The sequence below is a fragment of the Rhodococcus sp. WB9 genome, assembly GCF_007558985.1.
GTDB lineage: Bacteria > Actinomycetota > Actinomycetes > Mycobacteriales > Mycobacteriaceae > Rhodococcus_F > Rhodococcus_F opacus.
On sequence record NZ_CP041769.1, the window covers coordinates 4367232 to 4383848 of the forward strand.

The 16617-nt window shown below is 66.2% G+C and carries 18 protein-coding genes; 8 read left to right on the plus strand and 10 right to left on the minus strand.

From position 1 onward, the window contains the following. Positions 1–36: 36 nt before the first annotated feature. Positions 37–186, minus strand: a complete 150-nt coding sequence (locus FND50_RS36190; RefSeq protein ID WP_166680588.1) for a hypothetical protein — start codon at positions 184–186, stop codon at positions 37–39. Between the two features lie 666 nt (positions 187–852). Between FND50_RS36190 and FND50_RS20150 the strand changes: the two genes are divergently transcribed. After that, on the plus strand, positions 853–1227 hold the full coding sequence (locus FND50_RS20150; RefSeq protein ID WP_005571763.1) for a hypothetical protein: 375 nt from the start codon (positions 853–855) through the stop codon (positions 1225–1227). Positions 1228–1378: 151 nt separating this feature from the next. Continuing rightward, entirely contained in the window at positions 1379–1879 is a 501-nt protein-coding gene (locus FND50_RS20155; protein ID WP_065493090.1) for a helicase associated domain-containing protein, read from the plus strand. Between the two features lie 54 nt (positions 1880–1933). Here the strand turns inward: FND50_RS20155 and FND50_RS20160 are convergent, their stop codons facing one another. Both FND50_RS20160 and FND50_RS20165 read right to left on the minus strand, forming a co-directional pair. Beyond that, positions 1934–2572 (minus strand): carboxymuconolactone decarboxylase family protein, encoded by a 639-nt coding sequence (locus FND50_RS20160; RefSeq protein ID WP_144286847.1) that lies wholly within the window; start codon positions 2570–2572, stop codon positions 1934–1936. A gap of 35 nt (positions 2573–2607) precedes the next feature. Beyond that, positions 2608–3174, minus strand: a complete 567-nt coding sequence (locus FND50_RS20165; RefSeq protein ID WP_144286848.1) for a VOC family protein — start codon at positions 3172–3174, stop codon at positions 2608–2610. Between the two features lie 86 nt (positions 3175–3260). Here FND50_RS20165 and FND50_RS20170 point away from each other — a divergent pair, with 86 nt between their 5' ends. The 6 genes from FND50_RS20170 (at position 3261) to FND50_RS20195 (ending at position 9142) form a co-directional block, all read left to right on the plus strand. Then, positions 3261–3896, plus strand: coding sequence for a TetR/AcrR family transcriptional regulator (locus FND50_RS20170; protein ID WP_144286849.1), 636 nt, complete (start codon positions 3261–3263; stop codon positions 3894–3896). Positions 3897–3939: 43 nt separating this feature from the next. After that, the gene (locus tag FND50_RS20175; protein ID WP_144286850.1) at positions 3940–5205 is read left to right on the plus strand and encodes a CaiB/BaiF CoA-transferase family protein; all 1266 of its coding nucleotides are present in this window, start codon (positions 3940–3942) and stop codon (positions 5203–5205) included. Further along, positions 5202–6125, plus strand: coding sequence for a hydroxymethylglutaryl-CoA lyase (locus tag FND50_RS20180; RefSeq protein ID WP_144286851.1), 924 nt, complete (start codon positions 5202–5204; stop codon positions 6123–6125). The genes FND50_RS20175 and FND50_RS20180 overlap by 4 nt, the downstream gene beginning before the upstream one ends. An 80-nt stretch (positions 6126–6205) precedes the next feature. Beyond that, positions 6206–6592 carry a nuclear transport factor 2 family protein gene (locus FND50_RS20185; protein ID WP_144286852.1) on the plus strand — a complete coding sequence of 129 codons (387 nt, stop codon included), beginning with the start codon at positions 6206–6208 and terminating at the stop codon, positions 6590–6592. A 1-nt stretch (position 6593) separates the two neighbouring features. Next, on the plus strand, positions 6594–7778 hold the full coding sequence (locus FND50_RS20190) for an acyl-CoA dehydrogenase family protein (RefSeq protein WP_144286853.1): 1185 nt from the start codon (positions 6594–6596) through the stop codon (positions 7776–7778). Then, a complete protein-coding gene (locus tag FND50_RS20195) occupies positions 7769–9142 on the plus strand; it encodes a phosphotransferase family protein (protein WP_313905271.1) in 1374 nt (457 codons plus the stop codon). Before FND50_RS20190 ends, FND50_RS20195 begins: the two co-directional genes overlap by 10 nt. A 73-nt stretch (positions 9143–9215) precedes the next feature. Here the strand turns inward: FND50_RS20195 and FND50_RS20200 are convergent, their stop codons facing one another. The 7 genes from FND50_RS20200 to FND50_RS20230 all read right to left on the minus strand — a co-directional run bounded on the left by FND50_RS20200 (position 9216) and on the right by FND50_RS20230 (position 16517). Then, entirely contained in the window at positions 9216–10280 is a 1065-nt protein-coding gene (locus tag FND50_RS20200; RefSeq protein ID WP_144286854.1) for a branched-chain amino acid ABC transporter permease, read from the minus strand. Next, complete coding sequence (locus tag FND50_RS20205; protein WP_144286855.1) at positions 10277–11161, minus strand: branched-chain amino acid ABC transporter permease; 885 nt, start codon at positions 11159–11161, stop codon at positions 10277–10279. The genes FND50_RS20200 and FND50_RS20205 overlap by 4 nt, the downstream gene beginning before the upstream one ends. Positions 11162–11177: 16 nt before the next feature. Further along, complete coding sequence (locus FND50_RS20210; RefSeq protein WP_144286856.1) at positions 11178–11885, minus strand: ABC transporter ATP-binding protein; 708 nt, start codon at positions 11883–11885, stop codon at positions 11178–11180. Continuing rightward, a complete protein-coding gene (locus tag FND50_RS20215) occupies positions 11882–12667 on the minus strand; it encodes an ABC transporter ATP-binding protein (protein ID WP_144286857.1) in 786 nt (261 codons plus the stop codon). The genes FND50_RS20210 and FND50_RS20215 overlap by 4 nt, the downstream gene beginning before the upstream one ends. Then, positions 12664–13899: an ABC transporter substrate-binding protein gene (locus FND50_RS20220; RefSeq protein WP_144286858.1), complete on the minus strand. Its 1236-nt coding sequence runs from the start codon at positions 13897–13899 to the stop codon at positions 12664–12666. Before FND50_RS20220 ends, FND50_RS20215 begins: the two co-directional genes overlap by 4 nt. 114 nt (positions 13900–14013) lie before the next feature. Then, positions 14014–15546, minus strand: a complete 1533-nt coding sequence (locus FND50_RS20225; RefSeq protein WP_144286859.1) for a long-chain-fatty-acid--CoA ligase — start codon at positions 15544–15546, stop codon at positions 14014–14016. Between the two features lie 44 nt (positions 15547–15590). Next, on the minus strand, positions 15591–16517 hold the full coding sequence (locus tag FND50_RS20230; RefSeq protein ID WP_144286860.1) for a cyclase family protein: 927 nt from the start codon (positions 16515–16517) through the stop codon (positions 15591–15593). Positions 16518–16617 lie beyond the last annotated feature (100 nt).

A 16617-nucleotide genomic window follows, 5' to 3' on the forward strand; every position in this document is an offset into this window, starting at 1 on the left:
ACGTGTCGAAGCCCCGCGGCCGAGCATCTGGCCGGCTCAGATGACGATGGGTGCACCCGTGACGAGGTCCCAGAGTCCCAGGCCGAGGAACAGCACGGTGCCCACTGCCGACTGCACCGGATTTCCGTTCAGGAAACCCTCGGCACCCCAGGCGACCAAATCGGTGAAGACTTCAGACGAACCCATTGTTCTCGCTCCTTGTGTCGGTATAAGACCTTGGCATCTTGATCGTCCAGACCGAATGGTCTGTTACGGATCCGGCGCGGAGTGCCACATGTCGGCGAGCAGGTCGTGGACACCACACTCTTGCTACGTGGATGACAACGAGCTCTAGTCCATCGTCCAGTTGGCTGAGCGCGACGCCAGGCAGTGGCTCGCCTCGACCTGGTCCGCACGCTATGCGATCTCGGGCTGTCTGTGGCCCCATCCGGAAGGTGCTGGACAATGACGTGTCCTTGAAGCAAGTCCCGGTTACGCACGCTCAGGCACGTGACGTCCAGATCCACACCCTCCGGCTGCGCGAGTCACATCTCGTCGGCGCAGGACGATACCCATACCATGAGGGGCGAAACGCGCACACCGATCCTGTTCGTCGCAATGACGACTTGTATCGCCCTGGCGGCGGGCTGCCAGTCGCCCAGCGAACAAGTGGGATCCGTCGAAGGAACGACGATCCCGTGGAGCATGGTCCCCGCTGCACAATCCGGCGGAGGTGCCGCGCCCCAACCACCGGATCCTCCCCCGCCGACGGACCCGAACGCGGGTCCCGGTATCCCCGACCCTCCCACACCGACAACACCGGGCCCGAGGATACTGGTCGTTCCACCCGTCCCCGGAGTTACGGCCAGTGGCGTGCACATCGAACGTCACGACGGATTCGATCGCATCGTCTACGACTTCGGCGGCACGTACGCACCTCGCTGGCGCGCCGAATACGTCGCCGAGGCAACGCAACGCGGCCAAGAGACCGCGACACGAATCCACGGTCGATCGATCCTGCAGATCTACTTCTTCGACACGGACTCCGCGGCCGAGAGTGGGATCGCCGCGTACAACGGACCGAACCCGTTGTCGGACCCCGCGGCGTACAGCGTCGTCGAGGTGCACCTCACGCCGAACTACGAGAGAGGCACCCAGTCGTTCGTCGGCCTCCGTACCGACTACCCGCAGTTCCAGGTCACGACTCTCACAGAACCGACGAGAATCGCTGTCGACATCCACGACTAGCGCCACATTCGGGCATTCGTCGCCCCGGCAGAGATTGCATTCCCGGGGCGACACGAGCCGACTTTCGTGACAGATCGTCAAACTCGTTGACATACTTGAAGTGATGACTATCCGGATAATGCTCGACGGCTTTCACAAGGATGCGATCTCGATGCGAGATAACAGGCCCGCAACCTCCGCACTGCAGCTCTACCGCGCCTTTCAGCACCAGCACCCCCGAACTCCGGTCCCGGCCGATTACGTCACCGAATGCGGTTTCCGACTGGGACGTTGGCAGGACCGCCAGCGGATTGCCCGCATGCTCGGCACTCTGCCGCCTCAGCGCATCGAGCAACTCGACGCGATCGGATTTCTGTGGAGCGATGACGACGTCCCACTTCCGGCCGTGTCACGTACCGACGCCAAGCGGCGACGGATGCTCACCGCCATCGCCGCCTACCGCGAAGAGCACGGCAACGCACTTGTTCCCGCGAACTATGTCACCGCTGAGGGTGAACAGGTGGGCCAGTGGCTCTACCGGGCGGTGAAGAAGTGGAGGGCCGACGCCTTGCCGGACAAAGAGCGTCGCACGCTCTCCGTGCTCGGCGTCTCCCCCGGTCCACGACCACGAGGCCCCCGAACATCAGCACACCTTGTCGGACAGGCGACGTAAGGCAGACGGCCCGTCCCCTGAATACTGTTGCTGTATAGAACTTCGAGCACCAGGTCATTCCCCGGACAGGTCGGCCGACAGATCCCGAACTGAGACACCGGCAGGAATCTCGACCTCGGCGACCAACTCGGGCCGGTCGTCGAATTCGAGACGAAGAGCGCGGCACATGGTCGCGTGCATGTCGTAAAGGCTGGTGATGTAGGTCAGTTCCAGAATCTCAGGATCCGTCAGGTGGGTCTTCAGCACCGCGAACACCTCGTCCGGTACCCGGCCGCCGTCGTAGACGAGGCCGTCGGTGTAGGCAAGCACGGCCCGCTCGAGCGCGGAGAAACAGTCGCTGACCTGCCAGTGCGGAACGGCCGCGATCTTCTCCTCGGACATCCCGAGGGTACGCATCTGCTTGCAGTGCTGGGAGAAGACGAATTGGCTTCCGCGCGCGTACCCGGCCCGGCCCTGTCCCAGTTCGCGCAGCAGCGGGTCCAGGGAGGCGTTGCGGTAGAGCGAGAACCCGCGTACGGCGTGCCGGAACACATCCGGTGACTGGGCGAATACGGTCCACCAGTCGCCGGGAGTGCCGTGGACGGTGCCGTGATCGACGGCAGGATCTTTGTCGGGTCCGAACAGTCGATCGTAGAAGAAGAGGATCTTCTCGTCGGTGACTTCGGCGCGGGGCACTTCACGTAGGCGGGGCACTGCGGCTCCTTTCGGACGGCGGACGGCGGGCAGGGTCAGGATGCGGTGGGTACGCGCCGGTCGGCGGCGGTCCTCGGTTCGTGCGAGACGTCGGATTCAGTGAAGGTTCTTGTCCAGCAGGCGAATTCGAGCAAGACACCATCCGGGTCCTGGAAGTAGAACGAGCGCACGAAGGTGCCCGGGTGCACGTGCCGGGACACACCGGAAGGGCTGTCGTCGTGGTTGAGTATCCGGCTGACCTTGATTCCCTCGGCCTGCATCCGGCTGTAGTACTCGTCGAACTGTTCCGGGGGCACCGCGAACGCGACGTGATTCATCGATCCCACCGCACTGGCGAGTTCGCCCTCGTCGGGCAGTCCCTTGGGGGCGGCGAGACCGGGCGCAGCCTCGGGGGAATCGGCCAGCCAGAAGAAGGCGATGGTGTTGCCGTTGCCGCAGTCGAAGAAGAAGTGCTGACCCAGATCCCCCGGCAGCTCGATGGTCTTGATCAGGGGCATGCCCAACACGCCTGAGTAGAAATCGATGGTGCGTTGCATGTCCGAGCACACCAGCGCGAGGTGGTTGATACCACGAAGTTCGTACTTGGAGTTCGAAGTGCTCATAGCGGTCCTTCCGATGTGGTGAAGTCGTCGCGAGAAGCGATCAAAAATGACTTGACAGTCATGTCATCTATTGGGAGAGTTTGTCTGTGAGCAAGTCATCTGTCAATACCCCGTCCACGCCGGCGACGGCCGACACCCTGACCGCGCGCGGTCGCAAGACGCGTGACGCACTCCTCGACGCTGCGCAGAAGGTGTTCGAGACAGTCGGATTCCTCGACACCCGGGTCGAACACATCGCCCAGGAGGCGAAGGTCTCCTACGGCACCTTCTACCGCTATTTCGAGTCGAAGGACGACGTGTTCCGGGAGTTGAGCACCCGACTGTTCGAGGACATGCACCGCCGGGAGCCGACCGATACGGATCTGTCCCCGGTGGAGAAGCTGATCGCCTCCAACCGCTCGTACTATCAGGCCTATCGCCGAAACGCCCGACTGATGGCGATCGTCGAACAGGTCGCGACCTTCAACGCCGAGTTCCGCGAACTCCGCCACGAGCACCGTCGTCAGTTGATCGACCGGACCTCCCGCGCCATCGCACGCTGGCAGCAGGACGGCCTGGTGACGGCCACCCTCGACCCGGTACTGGCCGCCCGCGCCATGGCCGCCATGGTCGACCACACCCTGTATCTGTGGTTGATCCAGGGCGACGAGGCCGACGAGGCGGCTCTGCTCGACACCCTCGACCAGATGTGCCTCGGCGCACTCGGGCTGAACCGGGATTGAGCACCGAATTTTCATCCCTTCTCATCCCCCAAAGGCAAGCACCATGACAACGCATGCGCCGCCCTCGACCGCCACTGATGAGATCCCTCCGGGAGCACTCGACGGCCTGCGGGTACTCGAACTGGGCACCTTGATCGCCGGCCCCTACTGCGGACGGCTGCTCGGAGACATGGGGGCCGACATCATCAAGATCGAGGCCCCGGATCGTCCTGACCCACTGCGAGATTGGGGGCAGGCCGAGGGTGGGCACCAGTACTTCTGGTCCGTGCACGCCCGCAACAAGCGATGCGTCAATCTCGACCTGCGAACCGAAGCCGGACGGCAGATCTTCCTCGACCTCGCCGCCACCGCCGACGTCGTCGTCGAGAGTTTCCGGCCCGGAACCCTCGAGCGCTGGGGCGTCGGCTACGACGTCCTGCGAGAGATCTCCCCAAGACTGGTCTTGGCTCGGGTCTCCGGATACGGCCAGACCGGACCGTACGCCGGCCGTCCCGGATACGCCTCGGTCGCCGAAGGCATCAGCGGATTGCGCCACCTCAACGGGTTTCCCGGACAGGCGCCGCCCCGGATCGCTCTCTCCCTCGGAGACAGCCTCGCCGGGATGTTCGCCTTCCAGGGTGTCCTCGCGGCACTGATCGCGCGCGAGCGCACCGGACGGGGACAGATCGTCGACGCTGCGCTCACCGAGGCAGCCCTGGCCATTCAGGAATCCACCGTTCCGGACTACCACAAGACCGGCCATGTCCGGCAACCCTCCGGCACCCGACTCGATCGCGTCGCACCGTCCAATCTGTATCGGACGCAGGACGGACTGTGGGTGATCATCGCGGCCAACCAGGACACGCTGTTCGCGCGCCTGGCTGCCGCGATGGGTCGTCCGGAGCTGGCCACCGACGTCCGCTACGCCACCCACACCGCACGCGGTGATCACCAGGACGAACTCGACGCGGTCATCGCCGAGTGGGCGGCCGGTTTCCCGGCCACCGACCTGATCGGACTGTTGACGAAGTTCGAGGTGGTCACCGGACCGGTCAACACCGTTGCCGAGGTACTGGCAGACCCGCAGTTCAACGCCCGCGAGATCTTCGTCGACCATGTCGACCCGTCCGTCGGGCCCGGAGACGAAGGATTCGACCCCGAACCCGTGAAGGGAGTCGGGGTGATCCCGAAACTCAGCGAGACCGCGGGCGGGGTCCGCTGGGGCGGGCCGAGCAGACCGGGAACCCACACCGACGAGGTGCTGACCGAGCTCCTCGGTTACGACGCCGAACGGCTCGCCGCGCTGCGCGATCACGGCACGATCTCATGACCGAGACCCCACCGAGGGTTGACATCCGTGAGGTCGGACCCCGCGACGGACTGCAGATCGAGAGACCCATTCCCACCGAGGCCAAGCTGGAGCTGATCGACGCACTCGCGGCCACCGGCGTCGGACGTATCGAGGTCACGTCTTTCGTCTCCCCGCGAGCAGTCCCGGCATTGGCCGACGCCGAGGGCGTCGCCGCCCACCTCAGCCGCTGGCCACACGTGACGTTCTCGGCGCTGGTGGCCGGACTCGGCGGGGTGAAGCGGGCACTCACGGCCGGCGTGTCCCGCCTCGAGTACGTCGTGTCCGCCTCCGACGGGCACAGCCGAGCCAACGTCGGCCGCAGCAGCGAGGAGTCGATCGCGCTGATCGCCTCCGTCGCCGAACTGGTCCACCAGGCCGGCGGCCATCTCGAAGTGATCATCGCCATCGCCTTCGATTGTCCGTTCGACGGCCCGACCCCACCGGATCGGGTGGCCGAAATCGCTCGCCGTGCTGTTCTTTCGGGCGCGGACGCCTTGTCGGTCGCCGACACCATCGGCACCGGGACACCGGTGCGCACCACCGACGTGCTCACCCGGGTACGCGCCGCCGCCCCCGATATCGATCTCGGCCTGCACCTGCACAACACCCGCGGTCAGGGCCTCGCCAATGCATGGGCGGCGTACACCTTGGGCATCCGCCAATTCGACACCTCCGTCGGTGGCCTCGGTGGTTGCCCCTTCGCGCCCGGAGCCAGCGGCAACATCGCCACCGAGGAACTGGTCTACATGTTCGAAGATGGCGGCATCACCACCGGCATCGACATCGACAGGGAACTCGCCGCCGCCCGTTTGGCTGAGCGCCTGCTCCACAAATCCCTCCCCAGCGGACTGCTCCAGGCCGGAGGCCTACCGGTACCGGCCGGCGCCGCCAGCAATTGACCACCTCGCTGCCGCCACCGGGACGGACGACCCGCTTCGCCGACCACAGCGCCAGCACCGCACGGAAGTGACGAATGATCATGAACGACTTGGCCGATCGCTTCTTCACCGCCGTCAGTGACGGCGACGAGACGACGCTGACTGAACTGTATGCACCTGACGCACGGATCTGGCACAACGACGACGGGCGCGAGCAGACGGTCACCGAGAACCTGCGCGTGCTGCGCTGGCTCTCACGCACCCTCGACGACCTGCGCTACGAGGACATCCGCCGCCACGAGTTGCCGGACGGCTTCGCTCAGCAGCACGTACTGCGCGCCACATTGCCCGGGCACGGACTGCTGGAGGTGCCGGCGAGCCTGTTCGTCCGCGTCGTCGGCGGCCGGATCACCCGCATCGACGAATACGTCGACTCCGCCGCCACCCGGCCTCTGCGCACGCCGACTGCCCATCCACGGGAGCACTGACATGACCGACACCCGTTCCGCCGTTCCCCTCGCCGAACTGTGCGCGCAGATGCGCTCGTTCATCGACGAGACCGTCATCCCCGCCGAACCCGTCCTGGTGAACGAGGACGGCGCCGCGCATGAGGCACTCGCCGAATTGCGCGAGCGAGCCAAGGAACTCGGCCTGTGGGCACTCGGCCACCCCGCCGAGCTCGGGGGCGGTGGCGTCCCCTTCCTCGACTTCGTCTACCTCAACGAGATCATCGGACGCTCGGAATTCGGCCAGATGGCCGTCGGCTCGGTCTCCATGCAGGACACGCTGATGCTGCACAAACACGGCACCCCCGAGCAGAAGCAGCGATGGATACCCCCGATGGTTGCCGGCGACCTGCTCCCCTCGGTCGGTCTGACCGAGCCGGAAGTGGCCGGCTCGGATCCCACTCTCGTCGCGACGCGCGCCGACCTCGCCGGCGACACCTGGGTGATCAACGGGCACAAGTGGTTCACCACCGGAGTCCAGAATGCGGGCTACTGTTCGGTCTTCGCCCGGACCGAACCCGACACCACACCGCAGCACGAGCGCATCAGCGCGATCATCGTGCCGACCGACACCCCCGGATTCGAGATCGTCCGCTCGATCCCCACGATGGGGCACAACCCGAGTGATCACTACGAGGTCCGGCTCACCGACGTCCGCGTTCCGGCGTCCGCCCTCCTCGGCGAGCGCGGCAAGGGTTTCGCGGTGGCCCAGGACCGTCTCGGCCCTGGGCGGATCTTCCATTGCATGCGCTGGCTCGGGCAGGCGCAGCGGGCATACGAGCTGATGTGTGACCGCGCAAACACCCGCTTCGCCCACGGTTCCCTGCTCGCCGAGAAGGGCGAAGTGCATCGCTACATCGCCGAATCCGCCGCCCAGATCCACGCCGCCCGGCTCATGACGCTCGATGCCGCCCGCGCGATGGACGCCGGAGAGGATGCCCGGGTCCGCATCGGGTTGGTGAAGTTCTGGGGTGCCCGCATGCTGCACGACGTCGTCGACCGTGCCATCCAGATCCACGGAGCCCTCGGTCTGACCGCCGATACCCCGCTCGAGCGGATGTACCGGCAGGCGCGGTACGCACGTATCTACGACGGACCCGACGAAGTGCACCGCATGTCCACCGCCCGTCGGTTGCTGCGCGATCCGGAGGCCGCCCCATGGCGATGACTCACGCCCCCGTCACCCTCGAAGACGGCGTCCGCGCCGTGCTGACTGCCGCCTATGGAACCGGGACAACCGTCGGGGAACTCCGGCAACTCACCGGCGGTGCCAGCCGGCAGGTGTGGGCCGTCGACGCCGAGAGCCCGGACGGGCGTCCTCTACCGGTGGTGCTGCGCCGCGACCCACCCGGGCACGGCGACGCCGCCCGGATGCGGGCGGAGGTGGCGTGCCTGCGGGCCACCGCCTCTGCCGGAGTACCGGTGCCCGTGGTCCTTGCTTCCGGCGACACAGCGCCCGGCATCGACGCTCCGTACCTGCTCATGGACAGGGTGGAGGGAGAGGCACTCCCCCGGAGGCTGCAGCAGGATCCGGCGTTCGAGGCTGTGCGCAGCCACCTTGCCGTGGACATGGGTTACGTGCTCGGCCGGATCCATCGCACTCCCCTGGACACTCTCGACATGCTTGACGCCACCGACCCGGTGGACGCGATCGAGGCCGTCTACCGCGACCTGAACGATCCCCGTCCGGCGGTCGAGGCCGGTCTGCGATGGTTGCGCGATCACCGCCCGACGGATCGCCCGAATACCCTCGTACACGGTGACTTCCGGATCGGAAACCTTCTCGTCGACGGTACCGGCATCCGCGGGGTGCTCGACTGGGAACTCGCCCACCTCGGCAACCCCGTCGAGGACCTCGGCTGGTTGTGTGTGCGGGCGTGGCGGTTCGGTGCGCCCGCACCGGTCGCCGGCATCGGCACCCGCGAACAGCTCCTCGACGGCTACGAGAAGGCCACCGGGACACGCCCCTCGGTGGCCGAACTGCACTGGTGGGAAGCCTTCGGGACGCTGAGATGGTTGGTACTGAGCAGGTTTCAGGCCGAACGTCACTTCGGTGGGGCGGAGCCGTCTCTCGAGTTGGCGGCAATCGGACGGCGGGTCTGCGAATCCGAGTACGACTTGCTCGATGTGCTGGGTGTGCTCGACGACTCCGTGCCTACTCCACCGACCACCCCGCCCGGGCCCACCGTACACGGAAGGCCCACCGTCACCGAGATCGTCGATCTGGTCGCCGACACGCTGGCCATCGACATCGGCCCCACTCTCGAGGGCACGCACGATCGGCAGCGGTATCTGCTGCGGATCTGCGTCAACCTGCTGCGCACCGCGGGACGCGAACTCGACGCCGGGAACGGCATCAACTCCGGTCTCGGTGACGCCCTCGGTGCGCTCGGGTGCGTTTCCGAGGCCGAGCTCGCCTCTCGGCTGCGCGAGGGAGCGCTGGACTATTCGGACGACGGGGTGCGTCGGGCGCTCTCGATCGCGGTGCTGGCCCGACTGCGTGTGGCCGCTCCCCGGCACCTGAACCGATAGAACGCGAACACCAGGCAGTGCCCGGCGGATCCGTCCGCCGGGCACTGCCTGTCTTCGCAGCCGATGTCAGTCGTCAGTGGGAGACGACCAGTTCCCGTGGATCCTCGTCGGCCGGCGTCGTCGACCGGGTGTGTAAGCGAGTGCCCGGGATCCTGCTCACCAGTGGCCCCAGCGCCCATCGGACCAGGCTGATCACCCCGTATGGGAGGACGAAGATGAAGACGATCAGCGCGGCTCCGTAGGTCATGCCGGCCGCCGATTGATTGATCTCCGCCGTCCACTGCGGCACGTACTGCACGAAGAACGCGCCGAACACGACGCCCGGAACGGTGCCGAGGCCACCGATGACGATCATGGTGATGAAGGCGATCGCCAGCGGCAGCCCGAATGCCTCGGGTCCGACGTACTGGACCACGAAGCTATAGAGCACGCCGCCGACACCGGCGAATGCCGCGCTGAGCGCGAACACCGTCGTCTTGGTGCGGGTGGCGGGGACGCCCAGAGTGGTGGCGACGGCTTCGTAGTCTCGGATTCCGATCAGTGATCGGCCGATTCGGCCGGTGGAGAGCCGTCGCACGACGAGGTAGGCGATCAGCGCCACGACCAGGCACAGGTAGTACACCCACTGGTCGCGTTCGAGTCCGCTGAAGCCGGGCGGTTCGGCACCGGCGACGTTGATTCCCGCCTGTCCGTCGGTGACGTGTTCGAACCGTTTGATCACCGCGGGGGTCACCAGCGCCAGACCCAGCGTGGCGAGTGCCAATTGGAGTCCGTGCAGGCGCAGGGCGGGCAGGCCGAACAGGTACCCGATGACGTAGCAGACCGCGAACGCGATCGGAAGGAGCAGCAGGTACGGGACGTCGTGGTTCTCGACCAACACGGCGCTGAGGTAGGCGCCGACGGCGAAGAAGAAGCCGTGGCCGAGCGAGATCTGACCGGTGTTGCCGGTCAGCAGGTTCAGTCCCAACCCGACCACCACGTACACCAGCACCATGGAGCGGTCGAAGTTGACGTATGGCGCCGACACCAGCGGTGCCACCGCCGCCACGAGAACCACGACTACGACGGTGGCCCTTGCCAGCCACCGCGGTGGGTCGAGTTCGGCGCGGGGCCGGCGAAGGAGTTCGACGATTCTCATACCCGGGCCACCTTTCGTGCACCGAACAGGCCCTCGGGTTTGAGGAGCAGCACCCCGAGGATGAGCGCCAGCGCGACAGCCTGTTTGAAGTCGTGTCCGATCCAGGAAATATAAGTGCCTGAAAGGTTTTCCGCGACACCTACACACAACCCGCCGACGAGAGCGCCGACCGGGCTGTCGAGGCCGCCGAGAACGGCGGCGGCGAATGCGTAGATCAGCGAGGCGACGAGCATGTTCGGTTGTAGGAACAGTTGTGGCGCCGCGAGGGCGGCGGCGAGGGCCCCGATGGCCGCGGCCAGGCCCCAGCCGATCATCAGCATGCGACCGACGGGGACCCCGATCAGTTGCGCGGAGTCGGGGTTGGCGGCCGCCGCCCGCATCGCCAATCCGACCTTGGTGCGTTGGAACAGGACGAACAGTAGCGCCGCGACGACGCTGACGGCCCCGACGATCACCAATGACTGCCGGGAGACCGCGACCGGACCGAGGGTGAGTACCGGTCCGGCAGCGATCGCCGGGAACTCCTTGCTCTGCACACCCCAGATCCACCCCGCGGCGCTGTTGAGTACCAGCATCGAACCGAGAGTGATGATGACCAACGGCATGTGGTTCGGTGAGGACGCCAGTGGGCGGATCAGGACTCGTTCGGCGACGGCGCCACCGCCGAAGGCCACCACCATCGCGCCCAGGACGGCGAGGTACAGCGGCGCACCCCACTGGTGGAACTGCCACGCGAAGAACGCCGAGAACATCGCCATCTCCCCCTGCGCGAAGTTGACGATCCCGGAGGCTCGGTAGACCAGGACGATGCTCAACGCGAACGCGCCGTACAGGGCGCCCCACGTGAGCCCGTCCACCAATTGTTGAAGAAATACATCCATGACCACTCTCCTGTGCTCAGTAGCCGAGGTACGCGCGGCGCACCGACTCGTCGTGGGCCAATCCGGCGGCAGCGCGTTGGGCGACGACACGACCGGCGTCGACGAGCACCGCAGACGTCCCGATGTCGAGAGCCAGGTGCGCGTTCTGTTCGACGACGAGGATCGTCGCCTCGGTCTCCTCGCTGATCCGGCCGAGCGCGCGGAACACCTCCTGCGTGATGCGCGGGGCCAGGCCGAGAGACGGCTCGTCGAGCAATAGCAGCCTCGGACCTGCCACGAGTGCCCGGGCGATCGCGAGCATCTGTTGCTCACCGCCGCTGAGCCCGCCTGCCTGTTGCCGTCGTCGTTCCCGTAGTCGCGGGAAGAAGTCGTACCAGTGCTCGATCGCCCGGTCGGTGGCGGCGGCAGAGGTGGTGTATCCACCGACACGGAGATTCTCCTCCACCGTCAGGTCTCCGAATGTACCGCGCCCCTGAGGTACGTGGGCCACACCGAGGCGGGCGATCCGGTCGGTCCGCATGCCGGTGATGTCGCGGCCGTCGAGGGTGATTCGCCCCGTGGTACGCACCAACTGGCAGATCGATCGCAGAATGGTGGTCTTCCCGGCCCCGTTCGCGCCGAGCACCACCGTCACCTCCCCTGCCGGTACCTGGAAGTCGATGCCGTGCAGCACTTCCGCGCGCCCGTACCGGGCATGCAGGTTTTCGACGGTGAGCACGTTCATGCGGCACCGCCCAGGTATGCCTCGATGACCTCGGGATGGGCAGCGACCTCGGCCGGTTCTCCCTCGGTCACCTTCTGCCCGAAGTTCAGCACCACCACACGGTCGGAGATCGACATCACCATGGCCATGTGGTGCTCGACGAGCAGCACCGAGAATCCCCGTTCGTCGCGCAGGCGCCGGACCGTGTCGGCGAGTTCGAGGACCTCCTCGTGGATCAGGCCGTTCGCCGGTTCGTCGAGCATCAGAAGCCGGGGTCGTTGCATCAGTGCGCGTGCGAGCTCGACCCGTTTGAGCGTGCCGTAGGGCAGGTTGCCTGCCGGTTCGCGGCCGACGTGCTCGAGATTCATCGATTCGAGAAGCGCCCAGGCCTCCTGCCGTTCGTCGGCCTCCTCCCGGCGGGTGCGCGGCAGTCCCAACGCGGTGGCGAGGAAACCTGCCCGGGTGCGTGAGTACGCCCCGGTAAGGATGTTGTCGAGCACCGAGATCGTCGGGAACAAGCCGATGTTCTGGAACGTGCGCGCGATCCCGGCCTCAGCGACCGCGTCCGCGGACAGCGCGAGCAGGTCGGCAGACCCGAAGGTGATCTGTCCCGACTCCGGTTGGTACAGCCCGCTGATGCAGTTGAACAGGGTGGTCTTCCCCGCGCCGTTGGGGCCGATCAGCCCGACAATCTGGCCGGGTTCGATGGTGAATGATGGTCCGTCGAGGGCGACGACTCCGCCGAATCGCAGGCGAACGTCGTTCACCTGCAGCGGAGGCACCCCCAGGGGTCCGGCGGTCATCGCTCGGTGCTGCGGGTGACCACAGCGTCGTAGTGCCAACTACCGTCGCGGAAGGTCATCGGAGCCATCGACGTGATCGCGTACGGGTAGTCCGCGCTGGTATCGAACGTGACACCGTCGATAGACAGGGCCGTGGTGACTCCCTGCAGGTTCCGGACGGAGTCGAGCAGATCGGCGCGGGTGCACCCCTTCATCTGTTCGAGGGCGGCGACCAGCAGCTGAGCAGTGTTGTACCCGGTCGCCGCGATGGTGTCGGTCGACTTGATCGCTTCGGCGTGCCGCTCGGCGAACGCCCGCCAGTTGCGCATGCCCGGGCGCTGGTCGTGGTCGGTGCTGCTGACGTCGTAGATCCAGTAGAAGGAGTGCACACCTTCGGCCGCGTCGAGACCGGCAGGCGCCAGAACGAAGTTCGTGTCAGTGGCGCCGGAGTAGATGTAGGTCTCCGGCTTCCAGCCCAGCTCGTGCGCCTTCTTCAGCGACTGCGTCACGAAGCTGGCGGTCGCGAAGTTGACGAAGACGTCGGCCCCGGAGCTCGCGAGGTTGACGACCTGGGAATCCACGGACGGTGTGGTCTGCTCGTACGACTGCTGTGCAACGATCCGCGCGCCGCTGCCGTCGAGGCCGGATGTCAGGGCAGCGAGGCTGCCGTTGCCCAGACTGTCGTTCGGATACAGCACCGCAACCCTCGCTTGCGGGTGATCGCGCAGGATCTGCTCGGCGCGCTCAGCGACCTCCCAGCCGGTCTGCGGGTTGACCGCACCGGCGACCACGGGCCGCTCGCCGAGGGTGGCGAGCAGTTCGTCGGTGCCGGTCATGGGGAACACCAGCGGGACGTTCTTCTGCGCGAGATAGTCGACGACGGCGAGGGTCGACGCGGTACCGATCAGGTTCTGGATCGCGAACACCTGCTGCTGTTCGACCAGCGACCGGACGTTGCCGACCGTGCGCGCCGGGTCGTACCCGTCGTCGAGTGCGGTGTAGATGATCCTGCGGGACTTGCCATCACCCATGGCGACGCCGCCCGTGGCGTTCAACTCATCGAACAGGGCCGATGCCGCGGTCGCCTGGGACCCGGCGATCGATTGCACCAAGCTGGTGCCGAAATGGATCTCGGTGTCGGTGATGCCGGGGTCGCAGTCACCTGCGGCGGTGGCAGTGTCACGGCCCGAGCATGCGCTCAGGGACGCGGTGGCGCACAGGGCTGTCAGGCCCACGGCGAGGATGCGTTTCATGGTCGCTCCGTTGATGGAAGGCAGGGGAGCCGGAAGCGAGCCCGGCTCAGGTGTTGTCGGCAGGGCGCAGCGACGGCGACGAGGAGTCGTCGCCGCCGTGCGCTGGTGTGGGGCTTAGACAGTTACGTGAGAGAAGCGTTCACGCAGATCGCGTTTGAGGACTTTTCCGGTGACGTTCTTGGGCAGGGTGTCGATGAAGACGACCCGCCGGGGTACTTGGAATCCGCCGAGCTGTTCTCGGCAGGTGGTGATGATGTCGTCCGCGGTGGCGGCGGCGCCTTCACGGAGAACGACGACCGCACAGACCAGTTCGCCCCAGGTCTCGTCCTCGACGCCGATCGCCGCGGCCTCGGCGACGGCGGGGTGACGGTAGAGAGCCTGCTCGACAGTCAGAGACGCGACATTCTCACCGCCGCTGATGATCAGATCCTTCTTCCGGTCGACGATGTAGACGAAGCCCTCGTCGTCGCGGCGTACCAGGTCGCCGGTGTGGAACCATCCGTCGGTGAATGCGGCCGCGGTCGCGTCCTCGTCGTGCCAGTAGCCGGTCATTACCTGGTCGCCGCGGACCACCATCTCCCCCACCTGACCGGTAGGAACGTCGCGCATGGTGTCGTCGACGATGCGGATGTCGACCAGGCGCATGGGTTTACCTGCGGCGGCGAGTAGTTCGCTCTCCCCGCCCGCGGCACGCCGGTGCGCGTCGTAGTCGAGGTGCAGCACGTTGCCGGCGAGTTCCGTCATGCCCATGCCCTGGTAGAAGTCGCAGCGGAGGCGTTCGAGCCCCTGACGCAGTACCTGGGCCGGGATTGCCGACGAGCCGTAGCCGATTGCCTGTAGGGAGCTGAGGTCGTGGTCGTCGAGCGCTGGATCCTGGAGCAGGAAGTTGATCATGGTCGGTGCCAGGCCCGTCTGCGTGACCTTCCACTGTTCCACCAGACGCAGGAACGTCGCATTGTCGTACGTGCGGAGAATGCCGACGGTGCTGCCCATCAGGTGGTTGAGTAATGTCACGTACCCGCCGACGTGGCACAGCGGGAAGCAGAACAGAAAGACCGTGTCCTCCGGCAGTGCCCACTGCAGCGCCGACGACGTGATCCCGCTGACCAGGCTGCGATGACTGATCATCACACCTTTCGGCATGCCGGTGGTGCCCGACGTGTACACCAGCCACGCAATGTCGTCCGGTACCGGTCGCACCGACGGCGCCGGCGCAGGCCCGTCGCCCACGAACTCGTCCCAGCCGAGGGTTCCCGGGGCGGTTCCGATGGAGACCACGGTGTGCACCGACGGGAATCGATCGCGAATCTGTGCGATAGTCCCGGCGAACTCCGCGGCCACGATCAGCACGGTCGCACCGGAGTGCTCGATCAGCGCGGCGATCTGGTCGGAATGCAGGCGGAAGTTGAGGATGGTCAAGGCCATCCCGGCCATCGGCACACCGTAGTAGCAGTCGAAGTATTCGGTGCAGTTCGTGGACAAGATTGCGACCCGGTCCTCCGGAGCCGCGACGCCGAGCAGAGCGCCGGCAAGCCGTCTGCTGCGGTCACGCAGCTCGACATAGGTCACTGCCTCGTCCTCGAATCGCAGCGCGATCCGGTCGGGATGTTTGCGCGCGCCGTACTCGACGATGTCGCTGACCAGCATTCAGTTTCTCCTAGGTACTGGTGAGGTGGCGGTGGAGTGGGTGCTCACCGGATTGCGAGGGGGTTGATCGGCGATCCCACACCGCGGGTGAACTGCAGGGGCGGTCCGGCGTAGAAGAAGTCGTAGATGCCGTCGGCAGCACAGGCGGCGGACAGCTCCTCGAAGTTGAGCAACTCGGCAAGGGTCATGCCCATGTCCCGAATGAGCACCATGTGAAGCTCGAACAGCGCCCCGGGGTTCTCGCCGGGCATCACCTCGACCGCCCAGTTGTCCGAGCCCACCACCGCGACGTCGCGCTCCCGCAGCCAGGACGCGCACGACAGGCTCAGGCCCGGCTCGCCAGCCATGAAGCCGGCCGGGTCATGGTCGGCGAGAAACTTTGCGCGCCAACCGGTGCGGATCATCACGATGTCGCCCGAACCGATCTCGACGTTCTGAGCGGCGGCGACGGCGTCGAGTTCGTCCGGGGTGATCGCGGTCCCGGCTTCGAGCCAGTCCACACCGCGTGCCAGGGCCACGTCGAGCAGCACGCCGCGCCCGGCGATCCCCTTCGCCTGGGTGTGAATTCCGCACTTGTCGGCACCCTTGACGGTGACGCCGGATCCCGGATGCCCGTTGTAGAGCTGGTCGTCGTAGTGCACATGGGAAAGGGAGTCGTACTGCGAGCCGGCCTGCAGCGGCATGAAGACATAGTCGTCGGCCCATTTGAAGCCGCCGGGAAGCACCTGCTCCTGCCCGTTCTCGGCCATCAGTCGGATCGGATTGATCCGATTGCCTCCCGGCTGGGGCCCGTCACCGTCGAGTGGGATGCCCAGTTCGAAGATCTTGCCGGTCCGAATCAGCGCCGCGGCAGCCGCCACACACTGGGGCGTGATGAGATTCGTGGTCCCCCGCTCGTCGTCGGCGCCCCAGCGACCCCAGTTGCTCACCCGTCGGCCCAACTCTCGCATATCGGATATGGACGTGGTCATCCTGCCTCCTCGGGCACTCGAACAAAGTATGACGTGACAGTCATGTCAACTATGCGAATTGTGACCTCCAGCACCCCCGGTGTCAACACCGGGCCTACCG